General features: G+C 37.2%; 18 protein-coding genes, 1 tRNA gene and 1 pseudogene. 11 read left to right on the top strand and 9 right to left on the bottom strand.

All coding sequences use genetic code 11. The features are described from left to right. Positions 1-171: 171 nt before the first annotated feature. Both ACIQ2S_RS04160 and ACIQ2S_RS04155 read right to left on the bottom strand, forming a co-directional pair. On the bottom strand, positions 172-1,149 hold the full coding sequence (locus tag ACIQ2S_RS04160; protein WP_396173069.1) for a ribonucleotide-diphosphate reductase subunit beta: 978 nt from the start codon (positions 1,147-1,149) through the stop codon (positions 172-174). Positions 1,150-1,406: 257 nt separating this feature from the next. Then, positions 1,407-1,979 (bottom strand): DUF3109 family protein, encoded by a 573-nt coding sequence (locus ACIQ2S_RS04155; RefSeq protein WP_396173067.1) that lies wholly within the window; start codon positions 1,977-1,979, stop codon positions 1,407-1,409. A gap of 139 nt (positions 1,980-2,118) precedes the next feature. Here ACIQ2S_RS04155 and ACIQ2S_RS04150 point away from each other — a divergent pair, with 139 nt between their 5' ends. Genes ACIQ2S_RS04150 through ACIQ2S_RS04140 form a run of 3 tightly spaced genes read left to right on the top strand, consistent with a single transcriptional unit; the run spans position 2,119 to position 3,545 of the window. Then, positions 2,119-2,694: a MarC family protein gene (locus tag ACIQ2S_RS04150; protein ID WP_396173064.1), complete on the top strand. Its 576-nt coding sequence runs from the start codon at positions 2,119-2,121 to the stop codon at positions 2,692-2,694. Between the two features lie 41 nt (positions 2,695-2,735). Further along, the gene (locus ACIQ2S_RS04145) at positions 2,736-2,933 is read left to right on the top strand and encodes a hypothetical protein (protein ID WP_396173062.1); all 198 of its coding nucleotides are present in this window, start codon (positions 2,736-2,738) and stop codon (positions 2,931-2,933) included. Positions 2,934-2,936: 3 nt separating this feature from the next. Beyond that, positions 2,937-3,545 carry an FAD-dependent oxidoreductase gene (locus tag ACIQ2S_RS04140; RefSeq protein ID WP_396173060.1) on the top strand — a complete coding sequence of 203 codons (609 nt, stop codon included), beginning with the start codon at positions 2,937-2,939 and terminating at the stop codon, positions 3,543-3,545. Between the two features lie 222 nt (positions 3,546-3,767). Here ACIQ2S_RS04140 and ACIQ2S_RS04135 read toward each other — a convergent pair whose 3' ends face one another. From ACIQ2S_RS04135 to ACIQ2S_RS04125, 3 genes are read right to left on the bottom strand one after another with little or no spacing between them, the layout of a single operon-like run. Next, positions 3,768-5,339 carry a S41 family peptidase gene (locus ACIQ2S_RS04135; protein ID WP_396173058.1) on the bottom strand — a complete coding sequence of 524 codons (1,572 nt, stop codon included), beginning with the start codon at positions 5,337-5,339 and terminating at the stop codon, positions 3,768-3,770. Between the two features lie 28 nt (positions 5,340-5,367). Then, a complete protein-coding gene (locus ACIQ2S_RS04130) occupies positions 5,368-5,796 on the bottom strand; it encodes a deoxycytidylate deaminase (RefSeq protein WP_396173055.1) in 429 nt (142 codons plus the stop codon). Between the two features lie 13 nt (positions 5,797-5,809). Then, a complete protein-coding gene (locus ACIQ2S_RS04125) occupies positions 5,810-6,403 on the bottom strand; it encodes a HupE/UreJ family protein (protein ID WP_396173052.1) in 594 nt (197 codons plus the stop codon). A gap of 280 nt (positions 6,404-6,683) precedes the next feature. Here ACIQ2S_RS04125 and ACIQ2S_RS04120 point away from each other — a divergent pair, with 280 nt between their 5' ends. The 3 genes from ACIQ2S_RS04120 to ACIQ2S_RS04110 all read left to right on the top strand — a co-directional run bounded on the left by ACIQ2S_RS04120 (position 6,684) and on the right by ACIQ2S_RS04110 (position 8,444). Beyond that, positions 6,684-7,115 (top strand): TerB family tellurite resistance protein, encoded by a 432-nt coding sequence (locus ACIQ2S_RS04120; protein WP_396173049.1) that lies wholly within the window; start codon positions 6,684-6,686, stop codon positions 7,113-7,115. A gap of 168 nt (positions 7,116-7,283) precedes the next feature. Continuing rightward, positions 7,284-7,715 (top strand): TerB family tellurite resistance protein, encoded by a 432-nt coding sequence (locus ACIQ2S_RS04115; RefSeq protein ID WP_396173047.1) that lies wholly within the window; start codon positions 7,284-7,286, stop codon positions 7,713-7,715. 129 nt (positions 7,716-7,844) lie between these two features. Continuing rightward, positions 7,845-8,444, top strand: a complete 600-nt coding sequence (locus tag ACIQ2S_RS04110) for an REP-associated tyrosine transposase (RefSeq protein ID WP_396173045.1) — start codon at positions 7,845-7,847, stop codon at positions 8,442-8,444. Positions 8,445-8,902: 458 nt separating this feature from the next. Here ACIQ2S_RS04110 and ACIQ2S_RS04105 read toward each other — a convergent pair. The 4 genes from ACIQ2S_RS04105 to ACIQ2S_RS04090 all read right to left on the bottom strand — a co-directional run bounded on the left by ACIQ2S_RS04105 (position 8,903) and on the right by ACIQ2S_RS04090 (position 14,028). After that, positions 8,903-8,976: transfer RNA gene (locus ACIQ2S_RS04105), tRNA-Ala, on the bottom strand. Between the two features lie 114 nt (positions 8,977-9,090). Next, positions 9,091-10,143, bottom strand: a complete 1,053-nt coding sequence (locus ACIQ2S_RS04100) for a phytase (protein ID WP_396173043.1) — start codon at positions 10,141-10,143, stop codon at positions 9,091-9,093. A gap of 2 nt (positions 10,144-10,145) precedes the next feature. Further along, positions 10,146-11,132 (bottom strand): purple acid phosphatase family protein, encoded by a 987-nt coding sequence (locus ACIQ2S_RS04095; RefSeq protein WP_396173040.1) that lies wholly within the window; start codon positions 11,130-11,132, stop codon positions 10,146-10,148. Between the two features lie 73 nt (positions 11,133-11,205). Continuing rightward, entirely contained in the window at positions 11,206-14,028 is a 2,823-nt protein-coding gene (locus tag ACIQ2S_RS04090) for a TonB-dependent receptor (protein ID WP_396173037.1), read from the bottom strand. A 244-nt stretch (positions 14,029-14,272) separates the two neighbouring features. Between ACIQ2S_RS04090 and ACIQ2S_RS04085 the strand changes: the two genes are divergently transcribed. The 5 genes and pseudogenes from ACIQ2S_RS04085 to ACIQ2S_RS04065 all read left to right on the top strand — a co-directional run. Beyond that, complete coding sequence (locus tag ACIQ2S_RS04085; protein ID WP_396173035.1) at positions 14,273-14,446, top strand: hypothetical protein; 174 nt, start codon at positions 14,273-14,275, stop codon at positions 14,444-14,446. A gap of 33 nt (positions 14,447-14,479) precedes the next feature. Next, on the top strand, positions 14,480-14,929 hold the full coding sequence (locus tag ACIQ2S_RS04080; RefSeq protein ID WP_396173033.1) for a 6-pyruvoyl trahydropterin synthase family protein: 450 nt from the start codon (positions 14,480-14,482) through the stop codon (positions 14,927-14,929). 52 nt (positions 14,930-14,981) lie between these two features. Further along, complete coding sequence (locus ACIQ2S_RS04075) at positions 14,982-16,097, top strand: NAD(P)/FAD-dependent oxidoreductase (protein ID WP_396173031.1); 1,116 nt, start codon at positions 14,982-14,984, stop codon at positions 16,095-16,097. Between the two features lie 4 nt (positions 16,098-16,101). Further along, positions 16,102-16,782, top strand: coding sequence for a monofunctional biosynthetic peptidoglycan transglycosylase (mtgA, locus tag ACIQ2S_RS04070; protein WP_396173029.1), 681 nt, complete (start codon positions 16,102-16,104; stop codon positions 16,780-16,782). A 190-nt stretch (positions 16,783-16,972) separates the two neighbouring features. Beyond that, positions 16,973-18,395 (top strand): annotated as a pseudogene (locus ACIQ2S_RS04065) (hypothetical protein); the annotation flags it as partial.

Here is an 18,395-nt window from a genome sequence, read left to right as displayed (position 1 = left end):
CGGCTCTTTATGGCCGTCTCTTTTTACTACATACATACTTCTACATGTTTTTAAAACAGAAAATCCCTTTTACTGTTTTGGGTTATTTGTTAGTTAGTTTGGGAAGCTAATCCCGGTATTTTGAGAATAAACTCCGTCAGAGTTTGAAACTCTGACGGAGTTTAAATTATATTAAAAATCAGCGTCGAAACTAATTTTTTGTGAATCTGAATCGGTACTCATTACCCCTGCTTTTTGGTATTCCGCCACACGTTTTTCAAAGAAATTGGTTTTTCCTTGTAGCGAAATCATGTCCATAAAATCAAATGGGTTGGATGAATTGTATACTCTTTCGCATCCTAATTCTACTAATAATCGGTCGGCAACAAACTCTAAATATTGGGTCATTAAGGTAGCATTCATTCCAATTAAACTTACCGGAAGTGATTCTGTAATAAATTCTCTTTCAATAGTCAAAGCGTCAGTGATAATTTCGGTAATTCTTGCTTTTGATACTTTATTGACCAAATGGTGGTTGTGTAAATGCACGGCAAAGTCACAATGAACGCCTTCGTCACGCGAAATTAATTCGTTTGAGAAAGTCAGACCCGGCATTAACCCACGTTTTTTCAACCAAAAAATGGAACAAAAAGCCCCTGAAAAGAAAATTCCTTCTACCGCTGCAAAAGCAATTAATCGCTCGGCAAACGAATCAGAAGCAATCCATTTCAAGGCCCAATTGGCTTTCTTTTGAATGGCGGGAAATACATCTAAAGCATGAAACAATTGGTCTTTTTCTTTTTCATCTTTCACATAGGTATCAATCAATAACGAATAGGTTTCGCTGTGAATGTTTTCCATCATGATTTGAAAACCGTAGAAAAATTTTGCTTCCGGATATTGCACTTCGTTGACGAAATTCTCTGCTAAGTTTTCGTTTACGATACCATCAGAAGCTGCGAAAAATGCTAAAATATGTTTGATGAAAAACTTTTCATCGGCGTTTAATTTGGTATTCCAATCGGATAAGTCTTGGTGCAAATCAATTTCTTCTGCGGTCCAGAAACTCGCCTCCATTTTTTTGTACCATTCCCAAATATCATGATGTTTGATTGGGAAAATTACAAATCTATCTTTATTTTCCTGCAAAATCGGTTCTACTGCTGCCATCTTTTTCTTTTTATATGTTGTTATGAAGATTATTTTATCTGAAATGTGAGTTACAAAGATTGCAATTCAAAACGGTAAATGAAAGGCAAACTTATTCACAATCGGGAATAGTTTTTAACAAAGCACAATAAAATGCCCACTTGTAAATTTCAATCGCAAGCATTTGCTAATCAATTATTTAAAAATGTTTTTATTGGACTCCCGAAGGAACTCACATAAAATTTAAGAAATGTTTAAAAGGAAAAATTAGACTAAATTTACCTTCCTTTTTGGTATTCTTGGCCTACTTTTTCAAGCTCTTGGTACCACTCTTGGCCAAATTTTCGCACAAGAGCTTCTTTGACAAATTTATAAACCGGTACTTCCAGTTCCTTGCCTAACGAACAGGCGGGGCTACAAATATCCCATTTATGGTAATTGACTGCAGAAAAATCGGAGAATTCTTTGACGCGGATCGGATATAAGTGACAGGAAACTGGTTTTTTCCAGGTGACAATTCCTTGATTATAGACTTGTTCGATTCCACACAACGCTGTTTTTCCGTCAAAAATTACGTAGGCACAATCTTTACCATCAATTAGCGGTGTTTCAAAATCGCCATCTTCGCCTTTTACCCAAGCACCTTGTGCCTCGATTGCCTCAATTCCTTCTTTGCGAAGAAACGGTTTTACTTTGGGATAAATCTCTTCTAAAATTTGTGTTTCTTCTTTACTTAAAGGAGCTCCCGCATCACCATCTACACAACATGCCCCGCGACAAGCAGTTAAATTGCAGACGAATTCTTTTTCCAGAATTTCTTCAGACACGATGGTTTTCCCCAATTGAAACATACAAATGATACTAAAATTACAGCCGTAAAGATACAAAGGAATCTTATAAATGCGGGTTGAAAATAGCGTAATAATTAAAGCTTAATTTAGTTAGATACGCATTAAAAAGGGTACTTTTGCAGCATATATTGAAAAATCTATGGAATTAAATGTGAGAGAAATTTTTACCGCAACCATGGTTTTATTTGCTGTGATTGACATCGTGGGAAGTATTCCGATAATCATTGATTTACGCAACAAAGTGGGACACATTCATTCAGAAAAAGCCTCCGTTGTGGCAGCCATCATGATGATCGCTTTTTTATTTGTTGGCGAAACTATTTTAAAATTAATTGGTATCGACATTAACTCGTTTGCTGTTGCCGGCTCGTTTGTGCTTTTCTTTTTGGCATTGGAAATGATTTTGGGGATTAAATTGTACCGCGATGAAGATAATGGTTCCACTTCTATTGTTCCGATTGCTTTTCCATTAATTGCCGGTGCAGGAACAATGACCACGATTTTATCCATTCGAGCCGAATTTCAAACCATCAACATTATAGTCGCCATCATTTTAAACATTATTTTGGTGTATGGCGTACTCAAATCTTCTGCTCGCATTGAACGCTTTTTGACCAAAAATGGTCTGAGTGTCATACGTAAAGTGTTCGGTGTCGTTTTGTTAGCCATAGCTGTTAAATTATTTGCAGCTAATGTTAAAGGCCTTTTTGCATAATCCTTTTTTTGATACTTTTACACCATCATTATTCCAATTAGATGAAAATTTTCACTTATATATTATTTTTTCTGTCATTTGCTTTGATTGTTTTCAACATCACGCAATTGAATTTTGATGATTTATTTGCACAAGACAGTCTGATTGCCTTGATTGGAATTATTGCTGCCTTTTGTGCCATGATCATCTTATTGATTTTCAGAATGTCCAAGTCAATTGTTGACAAACTGAAAGAATAAAGCATGTTTGATGTTTTAATCATTGGCGGTGGCGTTTCGGGTGTTTCGTGCGGACTACTTTTGGGTTCTGCTTACACCAAACCTTTTGCATCCGATAAAAAGATTGGAATACTCACCCACCAAAAGGCATCGTCGCTTCAAGATGCTTTGTTTCATAATGCATACGGTATTCCTTCCGGGAAATTAGGCAGTGAACTGCTGACTGAAAGTCTCTCACATTTGCACCAAGTTTATCCACATATTGCACAATTACCCAACGAAAAAGTTTTGAAGATTGAAGGTGAAAACGGCAATTTTTCAGTGACAACCAACAAAAACACTTATCAAGCAAGATTAGTGGTGCTAGCTATTGGAGCGGGAAACCCATTTACTATTGAAGGTTTGGAAGAATTTGTGATCCCCCATCAAAAGACCAATCCGGAGAAAAACCGCATTCAATTAAAAAATACTGATCATTTGGTAAAAGAAGGTGTATATGTTTGTGGTGTTTTAGCCGGTTGGAGAAGTCAGCTTTCGATTGCTTCCGGAAGTGGAGCTGCCGTTGGAACGGATATTTTGACACTTTGGAATGGAGGAGTTCATGTGCAAGTGCATGATAGTACGAAAAAATAATTGCGGGTTAAAAAGTTGCGGGTTACGGGTTTTTGGTAATTGTTTGTCATTTCGACGAAGGAGAAATCGCATTAGTTACTCACATTATTTATAACCTTTTTCAAATCACCGATTCTACCCACAATTTATTCTTTTCAAAATTTTCGGACATAGTCAGAAATAGTTGAGAATCCGTTCTAAGAGAAATAAAATTTCTGAAATCTGCCGCTAATACAATGGAAATTATTGATTCAACACCGCTTTCACCATCGCATCTTCTTTCAAAATGATTTGGTAGTATTTCTCATCATCGTATAATTGACGGGCAAATTCAGCAGTTAAGAACCGCTTTACCAAAGCTTTGTTAGTATCCAACGGAATAGACAAGCCGCTTTTGGTTAAATGCTTTTGAAATCCGTCAAAATAGTCATCCGTAGCGTCCATTTTCTTTAAAAAATCGGCATAATTGAGAGCGGTAAACTCTTGACGATTTTTGTCCAATTGTTCAAAAACATAATAACTTACCACACCGTATTGCATAATCATTTCGATGGCTTCATCGCCGTGTTTTCCTTCGAGAGGTACAAAAATGTCGGGGATAATTCCACCACCGCCATAAACAATACGTCCTTTCACAGTTTTAAATTTTAAACTATCGGCTATTTTGATACTGTCTTTTTCATAGAGTTCTCCACTTCCGAACCGCTGTTGAAATTCGTCAAAATATTCTTTTGTGCCATTTTCATACGGTTTTTGTATCGAACGTCCGGAAGGTGTGTAGTAACGTGCCACTGTTAAACGCACTGCCGAGCCATCGCCCAAAGGCATTTCGCGTTGTACAAGGCCTTTTCCAAAAGAACGGCGACCCACAATTAAACCACGATCATTGTCTTGAATAGCTCCGGCCAAAATCTCAGAAGCTGAAGCTGAATTTTCATTGATGAGTACAAATACTTTCGATTTTTCAAAAACCCCTTTACTCGTGGCTTTTGTTTCAACCACCTGCCCTTTTTTGTTTTTGGTAAAAACAATCATGGCGTCTTCTTTCAAGAAATCGTCGGCAATTTCCACTGCTTTTTCCAGATAACCTCCACCATTGTCGCGAACGTCTAAAATTACTTGGGTTGCCCCTTGTCTCATTAATTTATCCAAACCCCTTTTAAATTCATCATAAGTAGATTCAGCAAATCGGTTTATTTTTATGTAACCGGTATTTTTATCAACCATCAAAGCCACATCCACACTTTTGATAGGAATTACATCGCGTTTGAGTTTTAATTTAAGTTTTTTGTTGACACTTTTACGGTAAACGGTCAATGAAACTTCAGAACCTACTTGACCTTTGAGCTTTGAAAACAAACTATCGGAAGGCAATTTTTTACCAAAGAGTTGGAAATTATCTGCAAACAAAATTCGGTCACCTGATTGAATGCCTGCTTTTTCGGATGGTCCGCCAGGAAGTGGTTTGATTACAGCCACGGAATCATTGTACATGTAAAAGTTCACTCCGATGCCTACAAAATCGCCTCGCATGGATTCAGCCACTTGGTTGAATTCCCCTTTGGTGATATAAACCGAGTGCGGGTCGAGTTTTTCAAGAATACCGTTGACTGTTAAATCTACGATACTATCGGTATCCACCTCATCCACATATTCACGTTCGATGAAGTCGATTAGGCGGTTTAATTTCCCACGGTAGTTGTTGGATGATAGTTGGGAATCACCACTAAAAAAATTCAATTGGCTACCAATAACTACTCCTACTGCAATGGCAGAGAAAAGGAAGAGCGGCCAATATTTTTTTGAGATTTTCACTTGTTGGACATCCTTTCGGACACTTCTATTATTCTAAATCGGTAATCAATTCTACTTCAACGCCTGCTTTCTTTAAAAATTCGAGTCCGCTAGAGTCTTTATAACCTTCAAGATACACCACACGATTAATTCCGGATTGGTGAATCAGCTTACTGCATTCTTTGCAAGGTGAAAGTGTGATGTACAAGGTTGCTCCTTCACAGGACTGCGTGGAACCGGCCACTTTTAAAATGGCATTGGCTTCGGCATGCAACACATACCATTTGGTAAATCCTGCGTCGTCTTCGCAACAATTTTCAAAACCTGAGGGCGTTCCGTTGTAACCATCGGAAATAATCATTCGGTCTTTCACGATAATCGCTCCTACTTGCTTGCGTTTGCAATAGGATAACCTACTCCATTCTTTTGCAATGCGAAGGTAGGCCTTATCGTATTTATTTAATTTTTTTTTATTCATTTTTTAACTAACGTTAAGCACCCCAAATATCACTTTTTATAATCATTGGCAGTACAACTCCTATGACAAATGCAGACATGACGAGCGTCCAATCTCTTTTTGAGAATCGGAAAAAGGTTTGCACTATGTAGGACAAAAGTAGCACAATTATCACTACAATAATCTGAGCGGCTTCAATTCCCAAAGCAAATTCCAATAAGGGAAGTAATTTATCTGTGGAACTTCCCGGAAGTATGGTTTTAAAATAATTGGAAAAGCCTAAACCGTGAATGACTCCAAAAAACAAAGTAACAAATGCTACAAAGGTGATACTTTCATTTTTACCTGATTTCCCCGCTGTAAACAGATGAAATGCAGCTGCAACTAAAATGGTTATGGGAATTAGAAATTCAACTAAATACGCTTTAATGATAACTATTTCGTAAACGGATAAAATGAGAGCCAATGTATGTCCCACCGTAAAAAGAGTCACTAAAAGCAACACTCTTTTCCAATCTTTAAACGCGTAGGGAACGGTTAAAGCAATGAGGAACAACACATGGTCATAGCCGTTAATATCGAGGACATGGTTGAGTCCGATTTTAAAATAGAGCATGAATTCTGACATAGGTATTTGATTTTGGGATTTCAAACTTACGATTTATTTTGAAAAACTGGGAATTGGTGGGTTTAAATTGTTGTTAAACGATGGATATGATAGCCGATGATTACTTCATCTGTTCAACCTTCGGTTTCGGGTCGCTGATTTAATAGCGTTAAATCTAGAATCTGCGAATCAGTGGCAAATTTTTAAAAAACAATAAATCATTGCATATTTGAAAAACTTTACAAACTATAACGAAGAAAATTTGAAATAAATTTATATTTGCATCCTAAAAACAACAATTATGTCATTTTCAGATTTATTTGATAGCGGATTTAAGAATAGAAATAAGGGACACTTTTCGGCAATTGTGCGTGTAGCTATTTCTGATGGTAGTTTGAGTGATGAAGAGCGATTATTTATTGACCGATTGGCCAAAAATTTGGAAATATCAAAAGAGGAATATGAGGAAATCATGGAAAACCCTTTGAAATATCCAATTAATCCTCCCTATCTATATATTCACCGTTTGGAGCGTTTATATGATTTGGCTCGCATGGTGTATACCGATCACGTACTAGGACCTAAACAAAAAGAAATACTAATCAAGTTTGCGTTGGCACTTGGTTTTACACCGGGTAATGTCAATTATATTGTTGACAAAGCACTTTCGCTTTTGATTTTACATGTAGATTTGGATACGTTTTTATTTGAGATGCAACACATGAACAAATAAGTCGTACTTCTACTTGCAAAAAGCCATTAAAAATCATTGCGATTCTTAATGGCTTTTTTGTATTTATAAACGATGTTTACCCGTTGTTTATGTCTGATATATTCACTGAATTTCTTTCTTTAAATCCGGAAATTTCGTAACTTTGAGAAACCCTTAAAAGTAAATGTCATGTCCTTCTCTGATTTATTTGATAGTGGCTCTAAAAGCAGAAATAAAGGCTATTTTGCGTCCTTTGTGAAAATTGCTTATGCCGACAATGTGCTGAGTGACGATGAGAAAAAATTCTTGGATCGAATTGCAATAAAATTGGACATCTCGGCCAATGAATACCAAGAAATTGTTGAAAACCCGGATAAATATCCTGTTGATCCGCCTTATTTACACAGTCATCGTTTGGAACGCTTGTACGATTTAGGCAAAATGGTGTATGCCGATCATGTCTTGGGTCCACGACAAAAGGAAATCCTTACTCGTTATGCCGTTTATCTAGGTTTTACTCCTAAAAATATTCCTTTTATTGTTGACAAAGCACTTTCGCTATTGTTTTTGAATGTGGATATGGAGACGTTTGTTTATGAAATGCAGCATATGAATAAGTAGTTTGTTGGTTACAAACAAACTGCTCCCCGAAGTCATAATCTGAAAATTAGCACTTAGCTCTGCGATGGTCTCCCGACCTCGCAGCAATAAAACTATTCCAATTTTTATTATATTTGATAAAAATAGATTTTGGAAGAAGGATACACCATAAGAGATCAAACACTACCACATTTTATTACAGCCACAGTAGTAGATTGGATTGATGTGTTTACAAGAAAAGTATATCGTGACGAAGTAATTAAATGCTTTGACTATTGTATCAAAAACAAAGGAATGATTATCTATGGTTATGTAATTATGAGTAACCATATTCACATGGTTGTTCAATCAAAAGATGGAAAATTATCAGATTTATTGCGTGATTTTAAAAAGTTTACCGCCACTGCAATTTTGAATAAAATTCAAACCGAACCTGAAAGCAGAAGAGAATGGATGTTGGAACGATTTAAGTTGGCAACCCAAAGTCATAGCAGAAACAAAAACTATCAATTCTGGCGATATGGTAATCATCCGGAAGAAATTTATACAAATAAATTCATGTGGTCAAAATTGGATTATATCCACTTAAACCCTGTTCGTAGCGGCTTAGTTGAAAAAGCATCGCATTATATTTATTCTAGTGCTTCCAATTATGTAAATGATAGTGGATTGATAATAATTGAAAAAGCAGATAATCCAATTGTGGATGTAATGAATTTGAATAATTTGCAAAGGTATGATTTGTATTAGTCTTTAATTGGAAGTATGAGGCTGCGAGGTCGGGAGACCATCGCAGAGCACAGTGCTAAAAGGAAGACTGCGGGGAGCTGGGTTGGTCACCTGTCAAAATTAGCGTTTCATTTTATGTTTATAGTCGTCTGTTTGGTCGTTGTTGTGTCGTCTGTTAGGCTTGCTTGTAACTTGTTTATAGGTCTAACAAAATCAGACTTATCACCCCAAATATGGTTGGATAGGTCTGACAAACGTCATCCTTTTTAGCTTTAGCTAATTTATGAAAAATTCTCACAAATCATCAGATAGATGAGTAGTTAGTTTGTAAGGTGTGCTTTTTTAGTAGCCAATTATAATTCATTAGAATCCATAATCATGCTATTTTATGAATCTCAATCATCCGAAAGCTAAAGTACAAACTACAAAACAAAAAAACCGTAACTATCAATTATACTGATATTTACGGTTTTAAAAAGTGGAGAAGATGGGGCTCGAACCCACGACCTTTTGGCTGCCAGCCAAACGCTCTAGCCAACTGAGCTACATCCCCAAGCGGTGGCAAATATAAGGGAAATAAAGTAGAAAATCCAAATTCTAAAATCCAAATTCCAAAAGTCAAACTGCAAGTAGTGGAGTACTGGTTACAATTGGATCCTTTTATCTCTTATTGTTTGTCATCTATAATTTTTTGAATCACTTCCCAATTATAGTAATGAAATGTCATTCCGTTGCTCATGGCTACAAGCATTCCTTTGGGGAATTGCGGTCCGAGATTGACGGAAGTCGCATCGGCACCATCGCATTCAATGGTGGAAGTTGATACTTCGGCCAATTTTAGGTGTTGGTTTGGATTGCCGTTGGTTCCTTCTCTGGCAAAAACAACAAAAGTATTGGCTTGTTGGTTGGAGACCAAAATATAGCCGGTGGTTGCCGAACTTTTATAAATGGCAATTCCTTCATGGTCGGATTTGAAGTCTTTTTGACCAAAAATTACTAACTCGGTATTGTCATTTTTAGCCGGATCGGCGTAATATTTACGTATTCCAACTTGTTCGTCTGAACAATAAACAAAACCCAATTCATTGTCCACCGCAATCGCTTCGATTTCTTTTTTACCGCTAAAGTTTCCGAATTTGCGAACCAAAGTAGCAGAGACCGTTCCATTTACGCCGGCTTTTAATTCGTATTGCCATAAGTACGTTCCCGATGGCCCGAACTTTCGTCCAACTATTGCAAAAACAGCTCCGTCGGAAGGTCGCGTATACAAAGCAATTCCCATCGGGTCTCGTTCGGTTTCGCCTGCAAAAACATCGATTCCGCCGCTATCAATCGGTTCTAAATTGGGCAGAGAAAAAATCCTAATTTTATTGGTTTCGCGTTCGGTGGTTACTGCGATATCGATCGTTGACGCTCCTACTTTTAAACCATAAGCAATATCTACGTTATTAGGTCTTTTTAAAGCGATGGATTTCTTTAAAATAGTTCCTTTTAAATCATACATATAGAGTCCGCCATCAGTGTCTTTATCTGTTCCAATAATCAAACTCTTAGTTGCATCGGTGGGATGAATCCAAATAGCGGGATCATCGGTATCATGCGGTAGTGGCTGCGTAACCACTGTTGGAGCGATGGCATCTTTTTTTAGCGGAGCTAATTTATCGCTGCAAGAAAGTGTTAGTAATCCTGAAGTTAGAGCAAGTAGGTATACTTTTTTCATCGTTATTTTTTTAATTCTTGGGTGTAAACAATTTTTCCTTGGGCATTGACCAGTTGCACCAACATCAACTTTGGTGTCAAACTAAAGGTCATAAAACCCGGTTCCGACAAGGCAAAAAGCGTTCCTTCTCTGGTTCCTGTGGGACGCACTTCGCAACCTGCACCTGATAAAAATTGCATGGTATAACGTCCTTTGGGTTTGATTACTTGCAAATCATGTTCGTGTCCGCACAAATAGGCATCGACTTTGTATTGGTCGAAAATAGGTGCGAAAACCGTTTCAATATCTTTGGTATCCAGACTCGTTTTTCGTTTACCTCCGGAATACATCGGATGATGACCTACTACTATTTTCCATTTGATGGAGGCATCGGTTGTTTGCAAGGTTTCTATCAGCCATTTTTTTTGAGCTAGGGTATCTTGTGCTTTCACATTTTCTTCCATTTCATCGCCTTTGGAGTGGTAGCTTTTTATAAACGGATTAGTGTCGATAAACACCAGCAATGCTTTGCTTCCATCCTCCAATTCAACTGTTTCTTTGAAATAAGTAGCGGGCATGTTCCAACGTCTGCTGATTTTTGAATAATCAATTTGGGCTTGAATATTGCCGTTGTAATCGTGATTGCCCAAAGCTACATACCAATCGGTTTGCAGGTTGTAGTTGAAATAAATATCTTCAAAGGAAGCTTTCCATTGCGGGTCCTGCGTGCTTTGAACCCCGTTGGGATAGAAATTATCTCCCACAGAAATGACAAATTCAGAATCGATAGTGGCGGCCGCTTTCGACATTTGGACGGCTACGTCTTTTTGGTGGTACTCGCCATTTCTGCCGAAATCACCCAAAACCAAAAAGTTCAGACTTTCCTCTACTAGCTTTAATTCAGGGATAAAGCCGCCTTTGTAACCGGATTTTTCTTCTTTTAAATAGTCTTGAGCCAATACAATTGAACAAGATAGGAAGAATAATAAATAGGTTAGAATTTTTTTCATAGGTGTTAAAATTAAAAAATGTTTGACAGGGTTTTACCGACCCCATCAAACATTTTAAATTGCAAAATTAATTTTACAAATCGAATTTTAAACCAAAATTGTAACGTGCTTGGTAATATTCCATTTGCATTGTTCTTGAGGCAGTTCCTTGATAATAACGCAACGGTTGGTTGGTCAAGTTATTTGCTTCAGCAAAAATACGTATTTTGTCAGTAATTTTATAGGATGCATTGGCATCTAAGAACAACTGTTCGTCATAGTATCGATCATCAAACGCATCACCACCCAATTCATCTAAATAATCAGCGGCATAATTTAAGGAGATTCGAGCGGAGAATCTTTTATTTTCCCAAGATAACGACCCGTTAAACATGTGTGGAGCAGTACCCGGAAGCGTTACATCTGTTCTTTCTTCACCATCAGAATTTGTAATTCCTTTAGCGTCTGACTCGGTAAATGTATAATTTAAATAAACCCCTAATCCTTTAAAGAATGTACCGGGAATAAAATCTAATTGTCTTTGAAGGGAAACTTCAAATCCATATACGTCAACACTTTCGCCATTTCTTTGTTGTGTTAATCCCCAATTACCAGGGTTTGTTTCAGGTATTGGATTCGGTTGACCCGGAAAATCAGTAGCAAATTCAGCATTGGTGTATTGATTATCACGGTAGGTATAAATAAAATCGTTTAAGTTTTTATAAAAAACGCCACCCGACAAAAGACCCACTGATTTATAATATTTTTCAACCATTAAGTCAAAGTTATAGGCATACGTAGCTTTTAAATTTGGGTTGCCGGCTACGATTTCAGAATCATCGTCTGGAATTACACTAATAAATGGAGCTAAGTCATAATAATTAGGTCTTGCCAAAGAAGTAGTAAATGCTGCTCTGTACACCCAATTATTTTTTCCATTGTATTTGAATGCCAAACTTGGCAACACATTTGTATAGGAATTTGTATTGTTTACTTCACCAACCAAATCTTCTTCATCTTCTACGTAATTTGCGGTATAGTCAATATTTGTATTTTCAACACGTAAACCAACAATCATCGATAAATTAGAATTAAAATCCTGATCCCAACGAACATATGTCGCGTAAATATCTTCTTTGGCCTTATAATTTAGTGCTAAATATTCACTCGGAATATCCTCTTTATCAAATAGTGTTGCATTATTCAAATCTAAACCCCCTAAAAATGAATTGCTTGCGAATGTTCCAGGCACATACTGTGATCCTGCTTGCCAGTCTTCACCGCCATAGAAGCTTGTTGGAATTGCATTTAAATTTCCGAACTCAGTAATTGGTTCATATTCAAAAAAGGTATTGTCTCTACTTTTGTCTTTAATTCTGGCACGTCCTCCAAAACGTATACGCCCTTTTTGGTCAGCGATAACAGAAAAAGGCAATCTAAAATTTAATTTTAATCCTAGTTCAGATTCTTCTGTATAGTTATCATTTTCAGATAACGTTCTAAACTCAAAATCTTCTGCTACGTCAGCGTCAGGCGAAGTAAGTAGCGGAAATCTGGTATCTGATAAATCTTGGTTAATGTCTAATCCTCTATTTTGGTATTCAATATATCTTTCACCGGGTCTGTCCTCACTTGCTTGTGCATAATTTACTGCCCAATCCATATCAAGTTTTGAACTCAATAGGTGTTCACCACCCATCGCATAATTTTGTACTACTTGACGTTCTAAACGAGTGTTTTTATTATCTGCAATTCCCCCTTTAGTTTGTCTTCTTACATCGCCTTCAAAACCAATGATGTCGTCGTTTGCATCATAAACGGGGTCAATACCGCGGAATCTCGTTCGGTAACGATTTTCATAATCATCTCTAAAATTATACATTGCATTTACATAAATGGAGTTGTTTTCATTGAACTTGTAATCTGTTGCAAGTGCAAATGAGTTACGAACCCGTTGTACATCGTATTTTCGCACGTCATATTCTTCCATGTATACCTGATTTTTCTCTCCCTCAACCCAAACGCCTTCCACATTATCAGATCCAAAATTATTGTTATTGTACGAAGCACTAAAAACTACACCTAATTTCTTATCCAAAAATCTATCTCCATATACAAACCCTGCTGTATAATTTCCTTTGTCTCTTATTGGACTATAACCGCCGGCAAGTGTAGCAGAAATTCGCTGCCCGTTTGGTGTGGCCCGGGTAATTAAATTAACTGAGCCCCCAATTGCATCTGCATCCATATCAGAAGTAAGTGTTTTGTTTACTTCAATTGTTGAAATCATATCCGCAGGAATCAAGTCCATTTGTACGTTTCTGTTATCTCCCTCAGCCGAAGGGATACGATCCCCGTTTAAGGTAACCGAGTTTAAAGCCGGTGCAATACCTCTAATAATGATATTCCGGGCTTCTCCTTGGTCATTTTGCATGGTAATACCGGGAACTCGTTTCAGAGCGTCTCCAATATTTGCATCCGGAAAACGACCCACTTGGTCAGAAGAAATAACATTGGTTATGTTTTTGTTAGTTTTTTGTTGATTGATTGCTTTAGCCTGCCCTCTTAAACGGTCACCAATAATCACAACTTCCGTCAACTCGTCGTTTCCGGGAACCAAAACAAAATTAACTAGTACATTTTTTGACGAGTCAACAGTCACCGTTTGTTTTTGAGGTTGATAACCTATGTAAGTAATTTCAATTTCAAATGTACCCATCGGAACATCTAAAAATTCAAACACACCGTTTTGATTAGATATTGCATACCTATTACCCGCATTCAATTTTACGGTTGCTCCCGGAAGTGAAAAACCTTGCTCACTTTCGGTTACTTTTCCTGAAATAACTCCTGTTCCTTGAGCTGAAGTTACAGCGGTACACAAGGTAATAAAAGCAATTAATAGTAATTTTTTCATCGTTAATTTTCTGTTAATATTAGTTCTTGCAAAACTATTGTGAAACAGAAAAACGAACGTTAATCTACAATTAACATCTCCAATCTCTACATTAAATTACTTCTAATTTGTTGAATAAATTGTAAATTTATGTGTTGGATTTTGCTTTAATTTTCTACTTTTATACTTGCAAAAGTTAAGTATTTGTTAACGGAAACCCCTTCTGTTTTAACTTTAAAACAACACAATGTAAATAAACTGTTTTATGAAATTATTCTTCTTATTGCTTCAACTGTCCATTGAAGAAAAGCTCAAAAACGCTCCCGATGAAGGCTACCAGATTGGTGTAGTTATTGGTTCCTTTATTCCTTTTGTGCTTTTGATTGGTATTGCTTACTGGATGTATTACGCTGCCAAAAAAAGAGGTAAAAATCAGTAGCAATTCATACCTTTGCACCTAAATTAATTTCCAATGGCAACGATACGAATTACCAAACAGTTTAGCTTTGAAACCGGTCATGCTCTATATGGCTATGACGGCAAGTGCAAAAACGTGCACGGTCACAGCTATAAACTATCGGTTACCGTAATAGGAACGCCCATTGACGACTCCACAAACGTGAAATATGGAATGGTCATTGATTTTGGTGATTTAAAAAAAATTGTCAAAGAAGAAATCGTGGATCAATTTGACCATGCCACTGTTTTTAATCAAAACACGCCGCATATCGAATTGGCTAATGAACTAAAAAGCCGAGACCATCACGTTATTTTAGTGGATTATCAACCCACGAGTGAAAATATGGTGGTTGATTTTGCAGAGCGAATTACTTCCCGTTTGCCACAAAATATCCAACTTTTTTCGTTGAAACTTCAGGAAACGGAGACATCCTTTGCAGAATGGTTTGCTTCGGATAATTAATCACTATTTTTTCAAACTAAAAAATCATTAATTTTAACCAAATTCTTTCGGCATGCATTTAAGTTTTTGGGAGCAAAAAAATTGGTTTCAATCCGTCGATTACACAGTAGTAGGCAGTGGAATTGTGGGTTTGCAATGTGCGTTGCGATTGCGAGAACGATTTCCCTCTGCTAAAATAATGTTACTTGAAAAAGGCGTTTTGCCCCAAGGAGCCAGCACCAAAAATGCGGGTTTTGCTTGTTTTGGCAGTATTTCTGAGATTTTAGATGACTTGAATTCGCATACCGAAGAAGAAGTGATTCAACTCGTTCAAAAACGTTGGGAGGGCTTGCAGCTATTGCGAAAACAATTGGGTGATTCCGTTTTGGATTTTAAAATGTATGGCGGTTATGAATTGTTTTTAAAAGACGATGCATCGTTTTACGAACAATGTTTGAAGAAGATTCCTTTTGTCAACGAACTATTGCAACCCTTATTCAAAGCAGAAGTGTTTGCCAAACAAATCGATCGGTTTGCTTTTAAAGGTATACATGAGTATTTGATTTTCAATCCGTTTGAAGGACAAATTGACACCGGAGCAATGATGCAAGCCTTGTTAAAAGCAGCGGCAATAAACGATATTCTTTTGTTGAGCCACCAAACGGTGTTAGGATATATTGAGCACTCTTCCTACGTTACTGTTCAACTGGCTGATTTTGAATTTACCACTCAGAAATTGCTATTCACAACAAATGGATTTGCGAAAGAGCTGCTACCCGTGGCAGTTCAACCCGCACGTGCACAGGTTTTGATAACCAAGCCAATTCCGAATTTAGACATCAAAGGCACTTTTCATTTGGATAGAGGGTATTATTATTTTCGAAATTTTGAAGATCGTATTTTATTGGGTGGCGGGAGAAATTTAGATTTTGAAGGCGAAACCACGACTGAATTATCACAAACCGAGCTCATTCAAAACCGATTGGAACAATTACTTCGAGACGTTATTCTTCCCAATCAAAATTTTGAAATTGATCAACGGTGGAGTGGCATTATGGGTATAGGTTCCCACAAAAAGCCAATCGTAGAACAATTGTCACAACACGTGTATTGCGGCGTTCGAATGGGCGGTATGGGTGTGGCGATTGGCAGCCTTATTGGCAAAGAAACAGCAGATTTAATCACTTAATTATATGTTTAAAAAAATACTTCGTTTTATTTGGAAAGCAATGCTTTGGTTTTTTGCTATTTCTTTGTTTTTGGTCGTTCTCTTTAAATTCGTACCGGTGCCTTTCACCCCGTTAATGGTCATTCGCAGCATTGAGCAAAAAATGGATGGCAAACCCATGATTTTGAGCCATGATTGGGTTCCGTTGGAAGATATTTCACCCAACCTTCAAAAAGCGGTGATTGCGAGCGAAGATCAACACTTTTTGTCGCACCACGGATTTGATTTCAATGCCTTGGAAAAAGCTTATGAAAACAATCAGAAAGGGAAGAAAATAAAAGGCGGCAGTACCATCTCGCAACAAACGGCTAAAAATGTTTTTTTATGGCCGGGCAGAAGTTACATTCGAAAAGCCTTTGAAGCGTATTTCACCGTACTGATTGAATTGATCTGGGGAAAAGAACGCATTATGGAAGTCTATTTGAACAGTATTGAAATGGGTGACGGCGTTTATGGAGCACAAGAGGCGTCACGCGTTTGGTACCGCAAAGATGCTGCAAATTTGAATCGAAGAGAAGCGGCAGGAATTGCAGCGATTTTACCGAATCCGAGGAAATTCAAAGCGACTAATTCTTCATCATATATCAATCGAAGAAAGAATGCGATTGAACGGCAGATGCGGTATATTGGCAAAATAGAATATTAAAAAGAACGCTTCTTAAATTTGAAGTGCGTCTTCTTTACAGCGTAACAACAAATTCTGCAACCCGTATTTTGCCACAGCATCCGTTCCGATAAATTAAATACTACCTTTTAGTGGCCACTTGTTTCTATTTAGATTCAAAGAAAAAATCAACTATTAATACTACTTTTGAGGTTTTTGAGTTAGTATAGCTATGTTGAAAAATGGATTATTTGGGTTCTTTTTTTTGTTGGTTTCGGGCGTAACGGCTCAAGAAATCAAAACGCCGTACCAATCCAAAAAAATCAGTGTTTCAAAAGATACAATCGTAATTGATAGTGTAAGCATTAATAAATCATTCTTCAAGATTCTCGACCCTGCGGGAAACGAAATTGACCCCTCATTATATTCTGTTAATTTTGAAAAAGGGACACTCCTGTTCTCCGATAAATTTTCAACAACAGATAGTTTGACCGTCCGTTATTTAAAGTTTCCTGAGTTTTTAACCCGTGAATACAGCATTTACAATGACAGTCAAATTGTGAGCAATAATGCAGGTTTGAACAAATTATATGCCATTAGCCGAAACCCAATCAGCACCTATAAACCGTTTGACGGTCTAAATACTTCGGGAAGTATTACCCGAGGAATTACTGTGGGTAACAATCAAAATTCGGTGGTTAATTCAAATTTAGACTTGCAAATTAGTGGTAAAATATCCGATAAAATTAGCTTGCGAGCCTCCATTCAGGACAGTAACATCCCATTACAAGAAGGCGGTTATTCGCAAAAATTGGATGAATTCGATCAGATTTTTATCGAATTGTTTTCCGATAATTGGAGTATTCGTGCCGGCGATTTATTCTTGGAAAACCGACAATCACGGTTTTTAAATTTCAATAAAAAAGTACAAGGAATCTCCACCCATTTTGTGCTTGGCACCCCTGAAAAAAAGACAACAATTGATGCATCGGCAGCATTGGTTCGCGGTCAGTACTCCAAAAGTTCGTTCACGGGACTTGAAGGAAACCAAGGACCTTATAAATTAATAGGAGCAAATGGCGAACTTTACGTTTTAATTATATCCGGTTCGGAACGCGTTTTTGTCAATGGAATTTTATTGGAACGAGGCGAAAACAATCAGTATGTAATTGATTATAATGCGGGTGAGATTACGTTTACTTCTTTGTATCCCATTACCTCAGAAATGCGGATAGTAGTGGAATACCAATATTCGCAACAAAACTATGCCCGTTTGATTACGTATGGCAGCGTCACACATGAGCAAGAAAAATGGAGTGTGGGCGGACATGTATATTCTGAAAATGATATTAAAAATCAACCACTCCAACAAAATTTGACAACCAATCAGGTAGCAATTTTGCAAGCAGCAGGAGATGATCCGAACCAAATGAACGCTCCATCGGCTTATGTAGACACCTTTTCTGAAAATAAGGTTTTGTACAGAAAAGTTCTTGTGGGTGGAATTGAGGTTTTTGAATTTTCAAACAATCCGGCGGAAGTGCTTTACAACGTACGTTTTACATTAGTAGGCACTAATCAAGGAAATTACATTTTGGCAAATAACCAAACCATTGGTCGAATTTTTCAATACATCGCCCCAATAGGCGACGTTC

Origin of the sequence: Flavobacterium sp., assembly GCF_044371705.1 — a bacterium.
Lineage (GTDB): Bacteria > Bacteroidota > Bacteroidia > Flavobacteriales > Flavobacteriaceae > Flavobacterium.
The sequence above is the reverse complement of the archived record's forward strand: the minus strand, read 5'-3'. Positions and strand labels throughout refer to the sequence as shown.